The organism is Pseudomonas mercuritolerans, assembly GCF_025706525.1.
Lineage (GTDB): Bacteria > Pseudomonadota > Gammaproteobacteria > Pseudomonadales > Pseudomonadaceae > Aquipseudomonas > Aquipseudomonas mercuritolerans.
Genome location: NZ_JAMSHA010000001.1, coordinates 48,553 through 71,442, shown reverse-complemented (window position 1 = coordinate 71,442; position 22,890 = coordinate 48,553). Strand labels below are relative to the sequence as shown.

The window sequence follows — 22,890 nt, the reverse complement described above, 5'->3', positions numbered from 1 at the left end:
GGGGGTCACACGTCCAATTCGATCAGCTCGCCATCTTCCTTTTCCAACCGCTGCAAAAACACCTGCGCCTCCAGCAATTGATACGGAAAATACAGCCCCGGCCTTACCGGCGCTTGCCCATCCAGCCCAACCAGCCGCTCCAGCAACATGGCCACACTGAGCCCGGTCAACGCCGCTGCACCTGCGCGGTGAACTACGGCGTGGCGGGTGTGCAATGGCTGTCCATCGTGATCCGTGCCTTCGAGTTCAATGAGTATTTCCGTCGACATCGGCTGACCCTGACGCCGGGTCGAGCTGACGCCGCTGGCGAGGTTGAACTCGACGTTCGGGGCGTCGGTGGCGGCGGCCAGGCCGGTGACGTCGATCGAGGAGAAGCCGGTGCCCTGCAGGGTCGTGCCGTCGACGGCGCGGAAGCTGACCTTGGCGTCGTCGCCTTCACGCCAGATGAATTCGCCGTCACGGCGGGTCAGCGCGGCGGGCAGCATTTTGTTCAGGTGTTCGAAGTCGACGGCCACGGTCGGGCCGCCGCCGTCCTGTTCGTCGACCAGTGCATGAATGCGGATGTCGTGCACGCGGGCGAATGCCTGGGCGATGTGCAGCGTCGCTACCGTGGTGGCGCCGACCATCCATTCGTAGCCGAGGACAATGGGCGACACGTCAGGCGTGTGCATGAAACTGGCGATCTGCGGGGCGATTTCGAACACGCCGGAAGAGATGCTCAGGTGCGGCACCTTGCGCTTTTGCGCAAAGCGTAGCCCGGCGAGGGCATGGTCCATGTAGAACAAGGCGATGGCGCTGACCGGGCGATCACCCAGCCCCAGATCATCTGCGCGAGCATCGATGACCACACCCTGGGCATTGCCGATTTGCTCGGCGGTTTGCTGAGCCTTGGCGAGGTCGCGTCCGCCGATCAGCAAGGGGACGTCGGGATGCGCCGCGCGCAATGCGCGGGCCGTCTGATGGCCGATGGCGCCGGAGCCGCCCATGAACAGAATGGGATGAAGTGGCATGAATCCTCCTCATTTTTCCTGGATTGAAACGTGCTTGGGCCAGACACCCTAGCACGCACTTTCCAGTTCGCCGGTGCGCCTGGCCTGCGCACCGACGAACGACCACTTGAGGAATCAGCCCAGATGATGCCGCTCTGCAAGGCGATAAACATCGGTGTCGAGGCCTTCGAAACGGGCTTTCAACTGCAACGCCAGATACAGCGAATAGTGCCGTGACTGATGCAGGTTGCCGCCGTGGAACCAGAGGTTTTGCTGCTGGGTCGGCTTCCACATGTTGCGCAGTTCACCTTCATACGGGCCGGGGTCGTTGGTGGTGCCGGAACCCAGGCCCCAGCAGCGCCCGACCTTGTCGGCGACTTGCTGGGAAATCAGCTTCGCGGCCCAGCCGTTCATCGAGCCATAACCTGTCGCATAAACGATGAGATCGGCCGGCAGGCGGCTGCCATCGGTGAGCACCACCGCGTCCGCTTCGATGCGTTCGACACCGAGGCCCGGTGCGCTCTTGAGCTTGATGGTGCCGTTGGCGATCAGTTCCGAGGCGCCGACGTCGATGTAGTAACCCGAGCCACGGCGTACGTATTTCATGAACAAACCCGATTCATCGTCGCCGAAATCGAGCATGAAACCCGCCCGGCTCAGGCGTTCATAGAAGTCCTTGTCGCGCTCCTTGATCGCGTCGAAGATCGGCCGATGAAACTGTGGCATTACCTTGTACGGAATCGATGCGAACAGCAGATCGGCCTTGTCCGTGGTCAGACCCGACTCGAGCGCCTCTTCGGAATAAAGCCCGCCGAAAACCATTTCCATCAGGCTGTCTGAACGCACGATGTGCGTGCTCGAACGTTGCACCATGGTCACCTCGGCGCCGTTTTCCACCAGATCGGCGCAGATGTCGTGGGCTGAATTGTTCGCGCCGATGACCACTGCGCGCTTGCCTTTCCACGCATCGCCGCCGGGGTGACGGCTGGAGTGATGTTGCTGGCCCTGGAAGTCTTCGGCGCCTGGATACACCGGCACATTCGGTACGCCAGACATGCCGGTGGCGAGGATCAGTTGCGTCGGCTGCAGGGTGACGGGCTCGCCGTTGCGCAGGACCTCCACGGTCCAGCGGCCAGTCTGCTCGTCAAACGTAGCGCCGAGGCACTCAGTGCGCGGCCAATAGTTGAGTTCCATGACCTTGGTGTACATCTCCAGCCAGTCGCCGATCTGGTCTTTCGGGGTGAACACCGGCCAGTGGTCGGGGAAGGGCAGGTAGGGCATGTGGTCGTACCAGACCGGGTCGTGCAGGCACAGCGACTTGTAGCGGCCGCGCCATTGATCGCCGGGGCGTTCGGCTTTGTCGATGATCAGCGTCGGTACACCCATGCGTTTGAGCCTTGCGCCGAGGCCGAGCCCGCCCTGACCGCCGCCGACGATCAGGCAGTACGGTTGCGTGGTGATGCCCAGCGCCGCTTCTTCATCGCGGCGGCGCTCCAGCCAGTTGCGCTTGTCAGCGTGGGCGTGGCCATGGCTCGCACCCATCGGCCGGCGGCGGCCGCTGGGCTCTTCGAAACCCTTGAGCTCGCGCATGGTGGTCAACAACGTCCAGCACAGACCGTCCTTCAGGCGCACGTAGCCTTTGCCACGCGCGGTGTCGGTTTCCAGGCTCATCCAGCCTTCGAGCACGCCATCGGTGAGCGTGGCTTCACCTTCGAGTTGCCAGCGTTCGGGCCGGGTCTGCTCAAGGCGTGTTTCGAGCATGTCGCGAATCGCCGGTTTGCCTTCCAGGGTGACGAGGTTCCAACTGAACAGCAGCAAGTCACGCCAGTGGCATTCTTCGGCAAACAGCTCCAGCGTGCCGTCCACATCTCGTTGCGCCAGACGTCCGCCGAGGCGTTCGACCCAAGCGGCGAGTTGCGCTGTTGGCGATTGCAAAGGGGTTTCAATAGCGATGTTCATGGGGCCACTCCCGATCTTGTTGTTTTGGTAAGCCATGGCATCAGAGCAAGGCTTGGGCCATCTCCTTGAAAGACGCGGGCCAGAGCGTTTGATGCAAAGGCCGACAAGGCTTGGCACAGGCGACATGTCACAAATTCGAGAATCGCGGATGACACTGTGTCACTCGGCGCGAAATTCCCCCGCAACGAGCTTTTCATCTAAGCTGCGGACACACCCGTGTCTTCACCGAAGCGGAGAACAACAACAATGAAACCGGCCTCGATCAACGCCCACGCGCGCCAGGTACTGCAAGCGGTGCAGGGCTCTGTTGCCAGCCACAGCGCGGCGGCAGACCTGGCGATCACCCGTTCGTGGCGGCGTTGCCTGGATCAATACCAGCTCGATCCGGCCAGCCGCCGCGCGCCGGATGTGCTCGAACAGGCGCGTTTGCGCGAACACCGTGCGCCGCTGGAACACATCATTTCCGTGGCGCACTGGCAGATGAACAGCCTGCACCAGCAACTGGGACGTGACGGCCATGTCCTGCTGCTCACCGATGCCCGCGGTGTGGCAATCGACAGCGTGTTCAACGAAGCCGAACGCGGCGAGTTCCAGCGCTCCGGGCTGTGGCTCGGCTCGGTCTGGAGCGAGGAGCACGAGGGCACCAACGGTGTCGGCACCTGCCTGGTCGAGCGCCAGCACGTGACCATTCGCCGCGACGAGCATTTTCGTGGCCAGCACGTCGGCCTGACCTGTTCGGCCAGCCCGATATTCGACGCCAGCGGTGAGTTGCTCGCGGTGCTCAACCTGTCCTCCGTGCGCGAGGAAAGCAGCCTTGAGCAACGCTTCAAGGCCATGGCCCTGACCAATCTGTCGGCCAGGTTGATCGAGAGCTGTTTTTTCCTCGGCCACGATCCGCAACGCTATTTGCTGCGGTTTCATCCGGATGCCGGGTTTGTCGGGCTGCTGGGTGAAGGCCTGCTCAGCTTCGACGAGAGTGCGCGAATCTGTTCGGTGAATGCGGCGGCGCTGGATCTGTTGGGCCTGAGCCGCGGGCAGATGGTCGGGCAGTCGTTGACTATGCTGCTGGAAACGCCGATGGAGCAGTTGCTCAATCAGGCCAGTGCCCAGGCGCACGTCTGCTGGCCGATGCGGTTGATAGATGGACGCCTGTTCTACGGCCAGTTGCGCGAACCGATCCGCTCCGCGCCATTGACCCTTGCGCCTGTCCCGCCAATCAAGGATGAGCGCGTGTGCCTGGAAGACCCGCGCCTGCAACGCGGATTCGCTCGCGCGTTGCGTGTACTGGAGCGTGACGTGCCGGTGTTTCTGCAGGGTGAAACCGGCACCGGCAAGGAGGCCTTTGCGGCAGCGCTGCATCGCGCCAGCTCGCGCGCCGGCCAGCCGTTTGTCGCGATCAACTGCGCGGCGATCCCCGAGACGTTGATCGAAAGCGAGCTGTTCGGCTATCGCGGCGGCAGCTTCACCGGCGCGCGCAAGGACGGCATGGTCGGCAAGCTTGAGCAGGCCCATGGCGGCATTCTGTTTCTCGACGAAATCGGCGACATGCCCCTCGCGCTACAGACCCGTCTGCTGCGCGTGCTCGAAGAGCGTCAGGTCGTGCCGTTGGGCAGCGCAACGCCGCGACCGCTCGATGTACGCCTGATCAGCGCCAGCCACCAGAATCTGCAAGCCTGCGTGGCCGACGGACGCCTGCGCGAGGACCTGTTCTATCGCATTGGCGGTTTCGCCGTGGAACTGCCGCCGCTGCGCGAGCGTTCCGACAAGGGCCGTCTGCTCGACCTGCTGCTGCGCGAAGAAGCGGCGGGTGCGAATGTGCGGCTGGAAGCGGGAGTTCGACAACACTTGCTGGCTCAGCCCTGGCCGGGCAACGTCCGGCAACTGCGCACCTGTTTGCGTACGCTGGTGGCGTTGGCGGTGGACGGCCGGGTCACGCTGGAGGACGTGCACGAGTTACTGCCCGCAAGTGACGACCAACCTGTTGACGATCCACTGGGCGTATCCGAACGGCAAACTCTGCTCAGCTTGATTGAAGCTGAACACTGGCATGTCGCGCGTGTTGCCCGTCGTCTGGGGATCAGCCGCAATACGCTGTATCGCAAGCTTCGTCAGCACGGGATCAATCGACCTGGTTGAAGACAATTGCGATCATTTGCGTTCATTCGCTGTTGATTGCGTGCATTGCCGGGAATTTGCTTGGATCCAATCATTAACTCACTATATCGCACGCCGACAAGCGGTAGGCTGAGCCTATTGCTAGAAGTGATGGCGCAATGACATATTGCAGCACCTTCCCTCACTTCAAGATGTACCGAAAATGCGCCCCCTCAAGTCACTTGTTGCAGCCTCGTTGCTGCTCAGCGGGTGCAATGGAATGCCAGTCGCTTTTGTTCAGGATCCTGTTTTAGACCAAGCCTTTGTCGTTCACTCCGGAGCGCCTTTGCCTTACCTGCTGATGGGTTCGGCTGTGCAATGGAATGAAGACTTCGCCGTGACGGTAAAGCACATTCCTTACTTGTCGGGCACGGTTTTCCAGGGGCAGGCAGACGTGCAGTTCTTCCGTCACAAGGCCAATAGCGTGCCGGCGTGGCGCGGCTACAAGCCGGGCGAGGAGCTGACTTCGGTGGGGTTCAATTCGCTGTACATGTCGGTCAAGGGCACCGGCCAGGCCTTGCCGGCCATGGTTCGCCTCGACGTCAAAGAGGGCAACGTGCTTTACGGCACCCACAATGGCGCGCTGGCCAAAGGCATGTCCGGCGGGCCGGTGTTTTCCGCCGATGGCAAAGTGGTTGGCATCAACGTGGCGTTCCTCACCCGTGACGACGTCAGCCGCCTCAAGCGCAAAGACTTGCTCGATCAACCGCGCGTAAGCATCTTTTTGCCGTACGCGGAGATCAATCGCGAGTGGTCGCGCTATCAGGCCAGTATCACTCCAACGACTCCTCCAGCGACCAAACTGGCCAGTCGCTGATCAGCGTTCGCGCAACGCTTCGCGGGCGCGGTTGAGTGGTTTGATCAGGTAGTCGAGCACGGTTTTTTCGCCGGTACGGATGTCCACCGTGGCGATCATCCCGGGCACGATGGCGAAGCGTTTGCCGGCCTTGTTGCGCAGTTCATCCGAAGCGGTGCGGATGAACACGCGGTAGTAGAAGATTTCCGGCTTGGCTTCGTCCTGAATCGTGTCCGGCGAGATCGTCACCACCTCGCCGTCGAGGCTGCCGTAGATCGAATAGTCATAGGCGGTGATTTTCACTTTCGCCGCCTGGCCCGGGTGAATGAAGGCGATGTCGCGCGGCGAGATGCGCGTCTCGATCAGCAGTTGTTCATCGAGCGGCACGATCTGCATGACCTGGCCGTTGGGCGCAATGACGCCGCCAATCGTGCTGACCTCGATGTCCTTGACGATGCCGCGCACCGGCGAGCGCAGGGTCAGGCGCGACAGTGAATCGGTGCGCCCACGGATCACCGCTTCGAGCATCTGCGCTTCGGCGTTGGCCTTGGCCAGGTCTTCGCGGGCGCGGACCATGTAATCGGAGCGGGCTTCGGTGGCCTTCAATTCCAGCTCCGAGCGTTGACGGGTCAGGCGCAGCACTTCGACCCGGCTCGAAGCACCGATCTTCGCCAGATTCTCGGTGATCGCCAGTTCGCTGCGCACCAGTTTCAGCGAGCTCTGAATACCGTCGAGGGTTTCCGCCAGACCTTTGCGCCGGGTCTGGTAGAGCTCGGTTTCGGCGCGGATCAGATCGGGAAATTCCTGCAGCGATGCGTCGAAGGTCAGGGGCTTTTCGCTGACTTCGGCCTGCAAGCGGTTGACGCTGGCCAGCGCCGCGCGGTACTTGGCCGCGCTTTCGCCGACGTTGGACTGGTTCTTCACCGGGTCCAATTGCGCGAGGATCTGGCCGCGCTCGACCAATGCGCCTTCGCTGACATTGAGCTGTTCGAGAATGCCGCCCTCCATCGACTGAATCACCTGCTCGCGCGAGCTGGGCACCACTTTGCCGGTGCCGGTCGAGACTTCGACGATCTCGAACCACGCCGCCCAGGCAATGAAGCAGGCGAGCATCAGCGCGCAACCCCAGATCACCTTTGCGCCACCGGCAAGTGCGCGCTCATCGCGGCCGTCGAGGTAGGACATCGGGTCCGGCACATCGGTCATCATCGGCTTCATACCGCCACCCCTTTGCCCGGTGCGCGCAGCCGCGCCAATGCCGCGTCGCGGTGGTCGTCGATGACGATACGTCCGTTGTCGAGAACGATGATCCGCTCGACCAGTTGCAACACACTGACCCGGTGCGTGGCGACCACCAACGTTCGACCCTGGGTCCAGGTCGCGAGTTTTTCCAACAGCAGCCGCTCGGTGACGTCATCGAGCGCGGCCGTCGGTTCGTCGAGCAACAGCACTTGTGGCTGGCGGATCAACAAGCGCGACAGCAACAGGCTCTGACGCTGACCGCCCGAAAGGCCCAAGCCACCTTCAAGCACCAGGTGATCCATGCCTTTGGGCAACTGCCGAACAAAGTCCAGGGCACCGGTAACGGTCAGCGCGGCGATGATTTCCTGATCGCTGGCCTGACCGGCGCCGAGGGTGATGTTGTCGCGCAAGGTGCCATGAAACAGTCGCGCCTGTTGCGACAGCAGGCCGACGTCGCGGCGCAGATCGGCCGGATCCAGATGCGCGAGGGCGATGCCGTCCAGCGTGGTTTCACCGCTGCTCAGATCCATCGCGCCGCCCAGCGCTTGCAGCAACGTCGACTTGCCAGCGCCGTTGCGGCCGAGCAGGGCGATGCGCTCGCCGGGACGTATGCTCAGGTCGATGTTGTGGAGCGCCGGGGTCGATTCCTCGCTGTAGCGAAAACTGGCCTGGCGCATGCGGTAGTCGCCGCGAATCGCCGGCAGGTGCACGCGCTGGCTGCCTTCGGGATGATCCACCGGCATCTGCATGATCCGGTTCAAGCCTTCGAGCGCGACCTTGGCCTGCTGCCATCGGGTGAGCACGTGGGTCAGTTGCGCCATCGGCCCCATCATCCGCGACGACAGAATCGACGCCGCGACCAGACTGCCGGTGGTCAGGTCGCCGGCAATCACCATTGGCGCGCCGAACACGATGACCACTGCGAACACTCCGCCTTGCACGTTCTGCGTCCACGCCACCAGGCTGTTGGTCAGGGTGCGCAGGCGCAGGCTGCTGTCCGCCGAGGCGGCGTTGTACTGGTTCCACTGTTGCTGGAAACGCTGCTCGGCCTGCAATGCCTTGATATCGTCGAGGCCCTGAATACTTTCCACCAGCATGGCGTTGCGCAGCGCCGCTTCACGCATTGATGCATTGGCCAGTCGCGCCAGACGCGGTTGCGCGATGATCCCAGGGAGCAACATGAACACCAGCGCCACCAGTGGAATCAACACCAGTGGCCCGCCGATCAAATAGAACACCAGCAGGAACAGCAGGAAAAACGGCATGTCCGCCAGTGCCGTGGCAGTGCTGGAGGTAATCAGGTCGCGGATCTGCTCCAGCTCGCGCAATTGCGAAATGAACGAACCGGTGGATTTCGGCCGCGCGGAATTACGCAGACGCAAGGCGTGGCCAAAGACCAGATCGGAGACGCGCAAGTCGGCGCGCTTGCCCAGCACATCGGTGATGCGCAGACGCAGAATGCGCATGACGAAATCGAACAGCAGCGCCAGCATCACCCCGCCGAACAACACGTACAGGGTCGGCAGCGACTCGGCCGGAATCACCCGGTCGTACACCTGCATGGAAAACAGCACGCCGGCCATGCCCAGCAGGTTGGCGACCAGCGAGGCGATCATCACTTGGCTGTAAGGGCGCAGATCGGTGAGGACGATGCGCCGGAACCAGTGCTCGTCGTAGGGCTTGATGTAATCGTTGGTGCGCACGTCCGCCACCGGTTGCGTCGGACGCAGAATCACCGTGCGCAATGCCTGCTCGGCGAGCGCGCCAGCCTCCATGCGGCTCTGCAAACCCTGATCGCCACTGAAGCAGATGCCCAGCTCGCCGGTTTCGCCGATGCTTTCGAGCACGCCGACCTGACCGTCGCGCAGTTGCACCACCAGCGGCGTGCGCCAGCGGCTCAGGCTCTTGTTGTCGAACACCGCGAATTTGACGCTCAAACCGGCCTGACGCGCCATGTGCCGAACCACTTCTTCGACGCGGCCTTCGCTGTGCACCGAGGCCAGGCGCACGCTTTCCGGGGAGACGTCGAGGCGATAGTGGCGGGCGACCTTGAGCACCGCTTCCAGCCATGGCGAATAATCTTCGCGAGCCTCGGCAGCGGCGGGTTCGGGAACAGTGATGCTGGCATCGGTCATGGCAGGATCTCGACATTCTGGATGGCGCTGTGGTCGATGCCGAAGACCCGGCGAATCGCACCGCTGTTGTAGAAGCAGTCGATCTGCAGGCGTTGCAGATCAGCCTGGGTGTTGACCAGATCGAAGCGCGACTGATGGATTTCCTGCTCGGCGTTGAGCAGGTCGAGCAGCGGCCGCGTGCCCAGTTCCAGGTACTGGCGGCCATACAACATGCGCGCCTCGGTGATGCTGGTCTGGCGAAATTCCAGCGAGCGCAGCCGCCGGTTCAGACCCGAGGTTTGCGCCTGGGCTTCGGCCAGACCCTGGCGCGCTTGCAGACGGGCGAAGTCTTCGGCCGAATCCGCTGCGGTCAGCGCATGCCCGGCGGCGCGGCTGCGCGCACTGATCGCACCGCCCTGGTAGATCGGCACTTCGAGGTTGAGGAAGATCCCGACCTGAGTGCGATCGGCGCGCGAGTTCTGATCGTCGTAGTGGTCGTCCAGGTATTGGTTGACCGACGGTTGCAGCGACAGGGTCGGGTAGGCCTCGGCTTTGGCCTGGGCCAACTCGGCCTGGGCCTGGGTGCGTTGCGCAGCCGCTTGGAGAACGGCGGGCAGGGTGTCGGAGATCTGCGAGGCGTCGCAGGCCTGGGTTAGCGTAGGCGCGGCGGCGTCGCTGACCGCCGGCGGCGTGCGCCGTCCGAGCAGACTGGTCAGGGTCGCTTGCCAGCGTGCGTATTGCGCCTTGAATTCCTGCAACGTCGCCGTCGCGCCTTCGGCCCGGGACTGCGCCTGGACCATATCGGAACGGGTGCTGGCGCCCATGTCGCTGCGCTGCTTGGCCAGGTCGACGATGCCGCCGATGCCCTGAATCTGTTCACGCGCAACCTCGAGCAGACGCTGATAACGCTGCACCTCGATGTAGGCCCTGGCGGTGTCGCGGGCGATGTCGTCGATCGCCAGCAGAATCCCGGCCTGACTGCGCGCCACCCGGGCGCGGGCGGCGTCGACCGAACTGGAAACCTTGCCGAAGTCATACAGCATCTGCTTGAGGGAAATGTTCACCGACTGGCTGCCGGCATCGCTGCCGTAACCGCTGGTGTAGCCACCCTTGATGCCGCCGGTGACCTGCGGGTAATAGCCGGATTCGGCGACGTTGACCCCTTCGCCTTGCTGGAACAGGGTGCCGATGGCCTCGCCAATGCGTGGGTGCCAGTCCACGGCGAGCCTGACCGCTTGTTCCAGCCCCAAAGTATCTGCGTTGGCGGCCGTTTTTGAAGCAGGGGCAGGGCGCTGACGATTGTCATTGCCTGCCGGTTGTTGCAGTTGCGAGGGGCTGATGCTGCGCAAGCTGCTGTCGAGATTGTCGTCGGCGCGAACGTCGACGGTGAAAGCGGGGTAGAGGCCGATGGTCAACAGGACCACCGGCCATTTCTGGCGAAAAACTGACTCCACAGACTTCCCTTACTGTTGAGAGACCAACGTTCGATGTCTTGTTTCAAACCACTTGAATGCCGTTCTGTACCCACAAGTGGTGGCTCGGATCCTCCTGCGCCGTGTATTGAACATAGTCGATGCCGTCGGCCTGTTGCGTGCCATCGGAGACCCAGCCATCGGTCATGTGCACGCTGTCCCTGTCGTCACCCTTGATCAGCAGGGTGTTGTTGTCCGAGGACGTGATCGCCAGCAGATCGCTGAGATTCAGTGTCAGCGCAACCGCACTGGAATGGTTGAGGTCGAGGATTTCGACGTTGTGGATCTTGCTCTGCAGATCGCCGAGGTTGATCGACACGTCGCCACCGGCCCAGAGCACGGTGTCGGTGCCGCTGCCGCCATCGACTGAAGCGAACTGCTGGTCGGCGACGATCAGCGTGTCGTCGCCGCCGCCACCTTGCAGCGTGACGGCGCCCCCGTGCGAGCCGTCGAGGGTGTCGTTGCCCTCGGTGCCCTGGATCAGTTCGCTGCCAGCGACATGGGCCAGACCGAGGTCATCGCTGGCCAGCGCCGAGAACGCGGTGCTGGCGAAAGCGCCGGCATTGTTCAGGTCGATGGTCAGCGTCGCGGTATCCACGGTGCCGTTGGGGTGGGTGAGTTGGTAGGTGAAGGTGTCTTCCTGGCCGATCACCGCGTCGGTCAGCCCGGCCTTGAGCGTGTAGGTGTAGTTGCCGTTGGCCTGGACCACCAGGGTGCCGTAGTTGCCGACCAGCGAGACGCCGTTGTGACCCGGCGCCACGTAACTGCCAGCGACCAGCACGCTGAGCAAGGTGTAGACCGAGCCCAACACATCGGCGCCGCCGCCAGCGGTGTCGGTGAGCAGATTGCCCGATACCGGCGTGTAGCTGCCGACCACGAACTGATTGTTGTAGGTCGCGACGTTAATCAGGCTGGTGTTGACGCTGGTCAGCAGGCCGAGGCCGCCCACTGCCACCCGCACCTGATAACTGCCGGCGGTCTGGTCGTCGAACTTGATCCCGTAGTTGCCGCCGCCGAGATTGACCAGCGCGTTGCCGCCGTAACTCTTGACCAGCACGTACTGGTTGGTGGCGGTGTTGAGCTTGTACAGGCCCACCGTCATCGAACCGAGCAGCGCCAGCAGGTTGCTCGAATTGACCACCACGGTCAGGTCACTGACGGTATCGGCCGCGACCACGGTGTTGTAGTTACCACTGCCGCCGCCCAGCAGCACATTGAACGTGCCAAGGGCGGAGTTGGTGGTGACTTCGCGGTTGATCAGGGTGACGTCAGTCGAGGCGATGTCCGCTGTGGCATCCACCACCAGTGCCGGGCTGCCGAGGCTGGCGTCATTCCACACTTCGCTGGCTTGCGGGCTGTCGATGCGCACGTACAGATTGGCGGTGTCGCTCAAGCCGTTCGGGTGCACCAGTTGATAGTTGAACACGTCGACTTTGCCGACGCTGCCGACACTGCCGTTCGGTTTGTAGCTGTAGTTGCCGTTGGCGTCGATGGTCAGCGTGCCGTACAACCCTTGCACCGTGGTGCCGGCACCGGCGCTGACCCAGGTGCCGTTCTTGAAGATCTGCAACTGCGCGCCGTTGTCCGGGCCGGTCTGATCGGCCGTGCCATCGACGCCGACGTTGGTGATGACGTTGCCGGTCACCGCTGGCCCGGCAATGCCATTGAACTGGGTCAGGCTGCTGACGTCCAGTTGCAGCTGGGTATTGACCGTGGTCAGCACGCCGATGCCGGTGCTCGAAACCGTCAGTCGATAATCGCCTGACAGCAGGTTACCGATGTCGACGCGCACACCCTGGCCGGCCAAGGCAATCAGGTCGAGCAGGCCGCCGCTGCCATTGACATCCAGAGTCACCCAGTTGCCGCTGGCATCCTTGACTTGCAGGGTGTAGACCACGCCATCGATCAGCGAAATCAGGCTGCTGGTGGTCAGCGTCAGGGTCGGATCAAGACGCGTGCCGCCGGCGACGGTGAAGGTGAAGGTTTTCGAGAATCCGGCCAGCAGCGTAGTGAACGAGTCGTTGAAGGTCTGCGAGGCGGTGACCGGGGCCAGGGTGACGGTGCCGACGGCGAGATTATCGCTGGCGACCACGGGCGCGTTGACGTCGACGTCCGGCGCAATGACGTTGGCGGCTACCGAAACGTTGCCGCGAGCGTCGCTGAGATTGACGGTGAGGTTTTCGCCGTTGATCTGCGCACTGCTCAGGGTGACGGTAAACAGGCCGAGGTTGTCGACCGTGCCGGTGCCCAGAACGGTGCCGCTGGCCGACTTGATGGTCACGGTTGCACCGGCTTCACCGGTACCGGTGACGGTCAGGCCATCGGCGCCGACCAGCAGCGCCGTGGCGGCAGCGGGCGGTGTCAGGTCTGGCGCCGTCGCGGTCGCCGCAGCCGATACGTTGCCGCTCGGATCGGCCTGGGTGACGCTGAGCACCTGGCTGTTGATCTGCGCCGAGGCCAGTGTCACCGAGAAGCTGCCGTTTGCAGCGACGGTGGCGGTGCCGAGCACCACCCCGCCGGCGCCTCGCACGCTGATGGTCGAACCGGGCACACCGACGCCAGTGAGCACGGTGCCGCTGCCATTGACGCTGACGCCGGTCGGCGCGCCGGGTGCGGTAATGTCCGGCGCTGTCAGGCTGGCGTTGGGCGACAGGTTGCCGGCCGGGTCGACCAGACGCACGGTCAACAGCTGCCCGTCGAGTTGCGCGGTGTTCAGGTCGAAGCTGAACGTGCCGCCACTGCCCACGGTGGTGGTGCCGATCAGCGCGCCGCCCGGACCGTATACGTTGACCGTCGCACCGGCTTCGCCCGTACCGCTCAACGTCAGACCGTTGGCAGCGAGCGTCAGACCGCTGGCTGCAATCGGCGCCTGCACGTCAGGGGCCGTCAGATTGAAGACCTGCGACAGATTGCCCGTCGGGTCGGCCTGTTGGACGTTGAGCTGTTGGCCGTTCAGTTGCGCGCTGGACAGTTGCACGGTGAAGGTGCCCCCAGCATTGACCACGGCGGTGCCGAGGACGGTACCGGCTGCGTTGGTCACGCTGACGGTCGCGCCGGCTTCACCCGTGCCGCTGACCGCCAGACCGGTGCCGTTCAGGCTGACATTGCTCAGCGGCGCCGGCGCGGTGGTATCGGCGACGCTGAGATTGGTAACCGGCGAAACGTTGCCCGCCGCATCGCTCTGCGTGACGCTCAGTTGCTGGCCATTGAGTTGCGCTGATGACAAGGTCACCGAGAACGAGCCATTGCCCGCCGCCGTCGCCGTGCCCAGCACCGTGCCACCCGCACCGCGAACAGTGACGATGGCGCCGGCTTCACCGAGCCCGCCGAGCACCAGACCGGCGCCGCTGAGTACCAGTGCTGTCGGAGCGGCTGGGGGAGTGATGTCGGGCGCGGTTACGTTAAGGCCGGATGAGGTGTTGTTGGCCGCATCGGTCTGTGTCGCATTGAGCACCTGACCGTTGACCTGCGGCGTATTGAGCTGTGCGCTGAAGGTGCCATTGGCGCCAACCGTCGCATTGCCCAGCACCACGCCGCCCGCGCCGGTGATGGTCACCGACGCGCCGACTTCGCCGCGACCGGTGACCAGTGTGCCGCTGGCATTGACCGCCAGATCGCTGAGTGGCGCCGGCGCCGAGGTGTCGCCTGCGGTGATTTCAGTCGGCAGCGAGGCGCCACCCAACGCAGTGTTGGCGGTGACTTCGAGGCTTTGGCCGTTGGTTTGCGCAGGCGTCAGCACCACGCTGAACGTGCCATCCTGGCCTGTGACGCCGGTGCCGATCAGGCTGTTGTCCGGCGCGTAGACATTGATGGTGGTGCCGATCGCCGCCGTGCCGGTCAGCGTCACGCCGTCGGCTGTCAGTACAAGATTGTCCGGCGCAGCCGGGGCTGGCACTGCCGGAACAGTCAGGTCGGCGTCTGCGGACACGTTAGTCGCGACGTCTGTTTGATTCACTGTCAGCACCTGGCCGGCAGTGATGCCCGGATCCAGATCGATCAGGAATGTGCCGTTGGCCGCGACCGTGCCGGTGCCGACAACATTGCCCAGCGCATCGGTCACTTCGACAATCGCGCCGGCTTCGCCACGACCGGCGAGCTGGCTCAGATCGCCGCTGATGGTCAGACCGGTGACGGCATCCGGAGCCGTGGTATCTGCCGCTGGGTAGAGCAGCGCTGGCGATGCGTTTTGCGCCTCGTCCGTCGCGATCACCGACAACAACTGACCGTTGGCCTGGGCCGGATTCAGCGTGACTGTATAGGTGCCGTCGCCCAATGCCACCGCTGTGCCGAGCACGGTGCCGGTGGCGGACAGCACAGTCACGGTGCTGCCGGCTTCGGCGGTCCCGGCGAGCAAGGTGCCGGCGCCGGTCAGCGATGTCACCGTTGGTGCGATAGGTGCAGTGCTGTCGGGCGCGTCGACCAGTACGGGCTCGGACTGGTTGTTTTGCGCGTCGGCTTGCACTACCGAGAGCGCGCGGCCATCCAGTTGCGCAGCCGACAACGTGACGCTGAAATTGCCATCTGCCGCCACCGTCGCCGTGCCGAGCACCACCGCGCCGTCAAGCACGGTGACGGTTGCGCCGGGCTCGCCGGTGCCGGTGACGGTCAAGCCGTCCTGGCTGACATTGAGGTCGGCCACTTCCAGCGGATCAGTGCTGTCGCCCGCCTGCAGAGGTGCTGTGGGTGAAATGTTTGAAGCCGGATCAGTCTGATTGACGCTCAACAGCTCGCCATTCACCTGCGGCGGATTGAGGGTCACGCTGAACGAGCCATTGCCGGTCACGGTTGCCGAGCCCAAAACAGTGCCAGTCGCGCTGAGCACGCGCACCGTGGCGCCGGCTTCACCGGTACCGGTCAATGTCACGCCGTCGGGCGCGAGAACGAGGCCGGTGGGCGCAGCGGGCAGGGTGATGTCCGGCGCAGTGACGGGCACGATCGGCGAAGGGTTGCCCGCCGCATCGCGCTGGATCACCGACAAGGCTTCACCGTTGAGCAGAGGCTGATCGAGGATGACGCTGAAACTGCCATCGGCCGCGACGGTGCCGGTGCCGACGATGGTGCCCACCGCGTTGGTGACGACTACCTGCGAGCCAGCCGCACCGGAGCCGGTGATCAGGCTGCCGCTGGCGTCGATCTCGACATCGGTCAGTGCTGCAGGAGGCGTGCTGTCAGGCGCCGTCAGGGTGCCGGCAGGCGAGGCATTGCCGGCCGCATCCGCCAACACCACGAACAGCGCTTGGCCATTGGTCTGTGTTGGGGTCACGGTGATCTGGAAACGGCCATCGCTGCCCACGGTGCCGGTGCCCAGCTCGGTACCGTCTGCGGATGTCACGCGGACAATGGCGCCGACTTCGCCGGTCCCGGTGAGGGTGTCGCCATCGGCATTCAGTTGCAGATCGGCCGGCGTCGCTGGCGGGGTCAGATCCGGTGCGGTGATCGACACCGGCGCGCTGACGTTGCCGGGTGGATCGGCCTGCTGCACGCTGAGGATCTGTTCATTGATCTGCGGCGGATTGAGGGAGACGCTGAAGGTGCCGTCGCCGAGCACCACGCTGGTGCCGAGCAAGGTGCCATTGGCATCGCGCACGGTCACGGTCGCGCCGGGTTCGCCAGTACCGATGACCAACGCGCCGGACGAGTTGATATCGACGTTGTCCAGTGGATCAGGCGGGGTGAAGTCCGGTGTGGTCAGGTTCACTGCCGGCGAGTCGTTGCCCGCCGCGTCGGCCTGGACCACGGTGATCACTTCGGCATTGGTCAACGCCGGGTTCAGTGGCAGGGTGAAGGTACCGGTCGCGCTGACCACGGCGGTGCCAAGCACGTTGCCGTCGCTGTCGATGACCCGGACCTGCGCGCCCGGTTCGCCGCGCCCGGTCAGGCTTGCGCCGTCGCCGCCGATGCTCAGTTGCGAAACGGCCGCTGGCGGTGTGCTGTCGACCGAAGTGAACGGCGTGGCTGCCGAGGTGTTGCCCGCCGCATCCGTCAGCGACACGGTCAGCGCCTGACCGTTGGCTTGCGGCGTGGTCAGGGTGATCGCAAACGTGCCGTCGATGCTCACGGTGCCGGTGCCGACCAGCGCTCCGGCAGCGTTGTATACGTTGACCGTGGTGCCGGCCTCACCGGTACCCGACAGCAAGGTGCCGTCAGGGCTTGCCACCAGCGCCGCCGGCGGATTGGGGGCGAGCAGGTCCGGGGCGATCAGGTTGACGCTGTTGGATTCGTTGCCGGCGGTGTCGGCCTGGCTCAGGCTCAAAGTCTGGCCAGAGGTCTGTGCCGGGCTGAGGGTGACGCTGAAGGTGCCATTGGCCGCCACCACGGCGCTGCCGAGAACCACTCCGCCGGTGCCGAGCACGGTCACCGTGGCGCCGGTTTCACCGCGCCCGGTCAGGGCCGTGCCGTTCGGTGCCAGACTCAGTTCACTCAGCGGTGTTGGCGCGGCGATGTCGGCAGCGGTGTAGTCGGTCGGTGACGAATTGATACCGGTGCTCGAGGTTGCCACGGCAGACAGCTGTTCACCGTTGAGTTGCGCGGCGTTGAGGGTGACGCTGAAAGTGCCATTGGCCGCCACCAGCGCGCTGCCGAGCAACACGCCCGAGGCATTGCGAATGCTCACGGTGCTGCCGGCGGTGGCCGAGCCGGTGAGGGTTAGACCGTCAGCGCTGAGGGCCAGATTGGTCGGTGCACTTTCCGCCAGATTGCCCGGTGCAGTCACCGGCGCCGCCGGTCCGGTGTTGCCGGCAGCATCGATCTGCACCACGGAAAGATTCGATCCAGCCACCGCCGCCGGGGACAACGTGACGCTGAAATTGCCGTTGCTGGCAACGGTCGCAGTACCCAGCAAAACACCGCCGGCATCGCGAACTTCCACGCTGGCGCCGACCTCGCCGATGCCGGTCAGGGTGGCACCATTGGCGCTGACCGCCAGATCGCTCGCCACCAACGGCGCCGTGCTATCGACCGCATTGACGATTGCCGGGGCCGACGGATTGCCTGCCGCATCGGTGGCCGTCACGTTCAGCGACTGGCCATTGGTTTGCGGACTGTTGAGGGTAATCTGGAAAGTGCCGTTTGCGGCCGCCGTGGTTGTACCGAGAAGATTGCCCTGGCTGTCGCGTACGGTCACGGTACTGCCGGCCTCGGCGTTACCGGCCAGTTGCACGCCAGCAGCATTGAGGGTCAATGCGCTCGGAATCGCCGGCGCGGTCAAATCCGCGGCGATGACTTCAACCGCCGTCGAAACGTTGCCCGGCGGATCTTCCTGAGTGACGGTCAGCACTTCGGCATTCAGTTGTGCTGCGTTCAGCGTGACAGTGAACGCGCCGCCGCTGCCGACCTGTGCGGTGCCGAGCAAGGTGCCGTCGGCGCTGCGTACAGACACGGTGGCGCCGGGTTCGCCGTGGCCGGTAACGGTGACGCCGTCGGCATTCACCGCGACTTGGGTCAGTGCCGCCGGTGGGCTGATGTCGGGTGCGTTGACACTGGTCGACGGCGAGACATTGCCGGCAGAGTCGGTCTGGCTGATCGCCAGCGCCTCACCATTGGTCGGCGCTGGCGCCAGGGTCACGCTGAACGAGCCGTCCGCGCCCACCACGGCGCTGCCCAGCAGGGTGCCGTTGGCGGTGGTGACATTGACTGTTGCGCCAGCCTCACCTGTGCCGCTGAGGGTGCTGCCATCGGCGCTGATCAGTGGATTCTGCACAGCGGCCGGCGGGGTGCCGTCGACAGTGATCACGCCAGTGGAAGTCGAGGCGTTGCCGTTGGCGTCGGTCAGAGTGACCTGCAGGGTTTCGCCAGTGTTCTGCGCATTGGGCAAGGTGACCTGGAAGTTGCCGCTCTGATCGACTACGCCGGTGGCCAACACGTTACCGGCGGCATCGCGCACGGTCACGGTGCTGCCGGCTTCGCCCTGGCCTTTGACCACGGTGCCGACGTCATTGATCGTAACGCCAGTCGCTGCGGCGGGCGGTTGCAGATCGCTGGCAATGATGCCAGCGGGTTGCGACAGGTTGCCGGCGGCGTCGCTCTGGATCGCGGTAAGCGCCTGGCCATTAAGTTGTGCCGGCGTCAGCGTCAGGCTGAACGTGCCGTTGCTGGCGACCAGTGCAGTACCGAGCACGGTACCTGTGGCGTCGGTGACAGTGACCGTCGCCCCGGCCTCACCGCGTCCAGTGAGTGTTGTGCCGTTGGCATTCAGCGCCAGATCGGTCACAGCGTCTGGCGCCGTGCCATCGATCGCCGTCACCGTGCCCGGAATCGAGACGTCCCCGTCGGGACTGGTGGCCGTCACCTGGAGAACTTGCGCGTTGATCTGTTTGCTACTGAGCAACAGGGTGAAGCGGCCGAAGCTGTTGATCAGACCTGAGCCGAGCACAGCGCCGCTGCTGCTGGTCACCGTCACGGTGCAACCGGGCGTTCCGGCACCGGTCAGGGTGAAACCATCGGCACTCAAGGCCAGATCGGTCGGGGTCGCGACCTGGCTACCGTCCAGTCCTGCCAGCGGCACGACGGGCGAATCATTGCCGCCGCCATCCGTGCTGATGACTTCCAGATTGCCGCCAGGCTCGGCCGGTGGGCTGAGGGTCACGACAAAGCGGCCATCCGCATCGGCCGTCGCGGTGCCCAGCACAGCGCCACCGCCGGCAATGCTGACGGTGACCGTCGTGCCCGGTTCGGCAAGGCCAGAGACCTGCGTGCCGGCCGGGTTGAGCGCGAGATCGCTGACCGCTGCCGGCGGCGTGCTGTCCGGCGCGGCAACGGTGCCTGGCAGCGAACTGTTGGCGCCGTCCGACACCACGACTTGCAAGGCTTCGCCATTGGTCTGCGCATTATCGAGGTTGACCGTGAAGGCGCCCGTGCCGTCAGCGGTCGCAGTGCCGATGACGTTGCCGTCGGCATCCAGCACCTGCACCGTGTTATTGGGCTGCGTGGTACCGGTGACCGTGGCACCTGAAGGATCGACGGCCAGCCCGGTCGGTGCAGGCGGGGCGGTGATGTCCGGTGCGGTGACCGGCGTGGCCGGCGAGGGCAGGGCGCTCGCATCGGTCTGGATCACGTTCAGCACCTGACCGTCGAGCTGAGCCGGACTCAGGTTGACGCTGAAATTGCCGTCGCTGGCGACCACCGTAGTGCCAAGCACCGTGCCGTCGGGCGCGCTGACGGTTACGGTGCTGCCCGCTTGCCCGGTGCCGGTCAAGGTCACGCCGTTACTGGCGAGCACGACATTGTCCGGCGCCAGCGGCGCGGTGGTGTCCGTCGCCGTTAGTGGTGTGCTGGGGGAAACGTTCACGCCATCCGATTGGCTGACTTGCAGTTGTTGGCCTTCGATCTGCGGGCTGTTCAGCGGCACTGTAAAGGCGCCGCTGCCGTCGACGATCGCGGTACCTAAAATATTGCCCGCCGAATCCTTGACTGACACCGTGGCACCGGGTTCGCCGGTGCCACTCAGTTCAGTGCCACCTGCATTCAGCGTCAGATCCGAAGGGGCAGTGGGAGCCTGGATATCCGGCGCTTCAACTGGAACTGCCGGCGAGCCCGACGGCGAGCCGTCGCTCTGCACGACGCTGAGGTTCTGGCCATTGGTTTGTGGCGAGGACAGGGTGACCTCGAACCGGCCGTTGCTGCCGACAATAGCTGTTCCCAGCACGGTCCCATTGGTGTCAGTGACAGTAACGGTGGCGCCGATCTGACCCGCGCCGGAGACCACGGCGCCATTGGCGGAAATGCTTACATCGGTCACGGCAACCGGCGTGGTCAGATCGGGTGCGATCACGTTGACCGGCGCCGAAGGATTGCCGTCTGCGTCGGTCTGGATCACTTGCAGCTGTTGCGCATCGGTCTGTGGTGTGGAAAGTGGAACGGTAAAATTACCGTCGGCACCCACCGTGCCGGTGCCGATGATATTGCCGGCCGGATCGCGCACGGTGACTGACGCACCCAACTCACCCTTACCGGTGAGCGTCTGCCCCTGAGCGTCGAGCGCGAGATCGGAGACGGCCGTGGGTCCTTGGGTGTCAGGCGTGACGTAGCTCAGTGGTGCGGAGGTGTTGCCAGCGGCGTCGCTGGCACTGATCTGCAGTGTTTCGCCGTTGTTCTGTGGACTGCTCAGTTGCAGGCTGAACGTGCCGTCCGCCGCGACAACGGCCGTGCCGAGCAGATTGCCGTTGGCGTCACGCACCGTCACGGTCGAACCGGGCTGGCCGCGTCCACTCAATTGCGTGCCATCGACGCTCACTGCGATGTCACTCGGTTGAGTCAGCCCGTCGAGGTCAACCGCGATGATAGTCACTGCTGGCGAAGGGTTGCCGGCGGCGTCGGTGACCAGCACGCTCAGCGCCTCGCCATCGATTTGCGCGGGGTTGAGTTGCACGGTGAACGAGCCATCGGCGGCGACCAAAGCTGTCCCCAGCAGCGTGCCTTGGGCATTGGAGACGCTGACTGTGCTGCCGGGTTCGCCACGGCCGGTCACCGAGAGGCCATCGCTGCTCACCGCTACATCGGTCGCCGCGGCGGGGCCGGTGATGTCTGGTGCGTTGAAGGTAACGGCCGGCGATTGCGCACCGGCGCTGTTGACCGCCACGACACTGAAGGTTTCACCGTTGGCCTGCGCACGAACCAGCGTCAGCAGGAAAGTACCGTCAGCGGCCACCGCCGCGCGCCCGAGCAATTCGCCGTTGGCGGCACGGACTTCAATGGTGGTGCCGGCCCGGGCGGTGCCGGTCAGCTGGCTGCCGTCGCTGCTCAAACCAAGATTGCCTGGCGTCGTCGGTTCGACGATCTCCGGCGCGCTGATCGTTGCGCCGGTCGAGGTGTTGCCTGCGGCATCGGTGGCATTCACTGTCAGCGGCTGACCGCCGGTTTGCGCGGGGCTGAGGATGACGCTGAAGGTGCCATCCGCCGCAACCACGGCGCTGCCGAGCGGGCTGCCATCGGCGGCGCGCACCTGGATGGTCGAGCCGACTTCACCGGTGCCGCCGAGTTGCGTGCCATCGGCGCTCACAGCGAGGTTGCCAGGCGCGGTGGGCGCGGTGGTATCCGGCGCAGTGACCGTACCGGGTGTCGAAACGTTGCCCGCAGGATCGGTGAGCGTGACGTCGAGCGGCTGGCCATTGTTCTGTGGCGTACCCAGGTCGACCTGGAAACTGCCGTCGGCGCCAACGGTTCCGGAACCCAAAAGGTTGCCGGCCGCATCGCGTACCTGAACGACACTGCCAGCTTCGCCAAAACCACTCAGCACCCGGCCATCGGCCGACAAGGTTAATCCGGTCGCAGGCGCGGGAGGCGTCGCGTCTCCACCGCCACCACCACCTCCGCCGCCCCCACTTCCGCCGGCAGCGGCTGCCGCACCACCCGCGCCCAACAGGCCAAGCCCGGCAATCGCCCAGGCCGGCGTCGCCCCATCCACCACACCGACGCCAGCGATCAGCTCGTCCAGCGAATTGATTTCGTCAAAGGTAAAGCCATTGAACGGCTCGGCGCTGTAGCGCGCCTGCCACAGCGTCGCGTCGTCACCCTGAAAGACAATGTCATTAGGCACGCCGTCAGGGCTGGTGACAAAGAAATTGGAGATTTTGATTTGCTCGCCAGACTTCAGATTGACGATCAAATCCTGACCGCTGCGACTGGTCGACGCCAGTTGGTCGGGGCGGACCGGCATTTGTACAACTGAAGGCTGACTGAGCTGAACATTGCCCCAGTTCTGGGCAGTGAGCTGAGAATTGGCTTTGTCGGCAATGACGATGTTGTCCATTACTACTCCCTGTAAATGGGTGGGTGGACGTCCACGGATGGTTTTAAAACCATAGATAGGGAGTTTGAAATAAGGCTGCCTGATTTTTGGCGAGTTACCGAAGTGGCATTTTTCCGATGACTATCCAGCTGAAATCAAAAGAAATTTGTAAGGCTACCGTTTGTCGGGCCGTTGGATCCAACGAATAATTGGATGAAACAAAATGTGTCTTTTTTAAAATTGGCAAAAAAGACCGAAGAGGAAGCAGAATCGCAACCGTAACGTTGATGGCTAATTAGTATTGAAATTATTAAGCGCTATAAATGCATTGCGCAGTCGTCCATTGGCGAAGGTATTAATCAATAAGCGCAGGAAGGACGACAAGCTTTGTATAAGTATTTACGCTTTTTCGTTTCAGCGGATTTTTCGCCTCCACATC

General features: G+C 64.0%; 8 protein-coding genes. 2 read left to right on the top strand and 6 right to left on the bottom strand.

Going from position 1 to position 22,890, the window contains the following annotated elements; genetic code table 11:
• Positions 1-5: 5 nt before the first annotated feature.
• Both ND528_RS00260 and ND528_RS00255 read right to left on the bottom strand, forming a co-directional pair.
• A complete protein-coding gene (locus tag ND528_RS00260) occupies positions 6-1,010 on the bottom strand; it encodes a Rossmann-fold NAD(P)-binding domain-containing protein (RefSeq protein WP_263469303.1) in 1,005 nt (334 codons plus the stop codon).
• A gap of 114 nt (positions 1,011-1,124) precedes the next feature.
• A complete protein-coding gene (locus tag ND528_RS00255; protein WP_263469302.1) occupies positions 1,125-2,948 on the bottom strand; it encodes an NAD(P)/FAD-dependent oxidoreductase in 1,824 nt (607 codons plus the stop codon).
• Between the two features lie 246 nt (positions 2,949-3,194).
• On the opposite strand from ND528_RS00255, the gene ND528_RS00250 reads away from it, so the two are divergent.
• Both ND528_RS00250 and ND528_RS00245 read left to right on the top strand, forming a co-directional pair.
• Positions 3,195-5,084 (top strand): sigma-54-dependent Fis family transcriptional regulator, encoded by a 1,890-nt coding sequence (locus ND528_RS00250; protein WP_263469301.1) that lies wholly within the window; start codon positions 3,195-3,197, stop codon positions 5,082-5,084.
• A 181-nt stretch (positions 5,085-5,265) separates the two neighbouring features.
• Positions 5,266-5,919, top strand: a complete 654-nt coding sequence (locus ND528_RS00245; RefSeq protein WP_408005020.1) for a trypsin-like peptidase domain-containing protein — start codon at positions 5,266-5,268, stop codon at positions 5,917-5,919.
• Here ND528_RS00245 and ND528_RS00240 read toward each other — a convergent pair whose 3' ends face one another.
• The 4 genes from ND528_RS00240 to ND528_RS00225 are packed head-to-tail and all read right to left on the bottom strand — an operon-like array spanning position 5,920 to position 22,472.
• Positions 5,920-7,107 (bottom strand): HlyD family type I secretion periplasmic adaptor subunit, encoded by a 1,188-nt coding sequence (locus ND528_RS00240; protein WP_370593533.1) that lies wholly within the window; start codon positions 7,105-7,107, stop codon positions 5,920-5,922.
• 5 nt (positions 7,108-7,112) lie between these two features.
• A complete protein-coding gene (locus ND528_RS00235; protein WP_263469300.1) occupies positions 7,113-9,275 on the bottom strand; it encodes a type I secretion system permease/ATPase in 2,163 nt (720 codons plus the stop codon).
• Positions 9,272-10,708, bottom strand: coding sequence for a TolC family outer membrane protein (locus tag ND528_RS00230; protein WP_241663513.1), 1,437 nt, complete (start codon positions 10,706-10,708; stop codon positions 9,272-9,274). The genes ND528_RS00235 and ND528_RS00230 overlap by 4 nt, the downstream gene beginning before the upstream one ends.
• A gap of 43 nt (positions 10,709-10,751) precedes the next feature.
• Complete coding sequence (locus tag ND528_RS00225; protein ID WP_263469299.1) at positions 10,752-22,472, bottom strand: BapA/Bap/LapF family large adhesin; 11,721 nt, start codon at positions 22,470-22,472, stop codon at positions 10,752-10,754.
• Between the last annotated feature and the right edge of the window lie 418 nt (positions 22,473-22,890).

What these genes read in the sequence shown, in the direction of transcription:
- ND528_RS00250 (WP_263469301.1), top strand. Translation starts at nt 3,195, where the DNA reads ATGAAACCGGCCTCGATCAACGCCCACGCGCGCCAGGTACTGCAAGCG.
- ND528_RS00235 (WP_263469300.1), bottom strand. Translation starts at nt 9,275, where the DNA reads ATGACCGATGCCAGCATCACTGTTCCCGAACCCGCCGCTGCCGAGGCT.
- ND528_RS00225 (WP_263469299.1), bottom strand. Translation starts at nt 22,472, where the DNA reads ATGGACAACATCGTCATTGCCGACAAAGCCAATTCTCAGCTCACTGCC.
- ND528_RS00245 (WP_408005020.1), top strand. Translation starts at nt 5,266, where the DNA reads ATGCGCCCCCTCAAGTCACTTGTTGCAGCCTCGTTGCTGCTCAGCGGG.
- ND528_RS00240 (WP_370593533.1), bottom strand. Translation starts at nt 7,107, where the DNA reads ATGATGACCGATGTGCCGGACCCGATGTCCTACCTCGACGGCCGCGAT.
- ND528_RS00255 (WP_263469302.1), bottom strand. Translation starts at nt 2,948, where the DNA reads ATGAACATCGCTATTGAAACCCCTTTGCAATCGCCAACAGCGCAACTC.
- ND528_RS00260 (WP_263469303.1), bottom strand. Translation starts at nt 1,010, where the DNA reads ATGCCACTTCATCCCATTCTGTTCATGGGCGGCTCCGGCGCCATCGGC.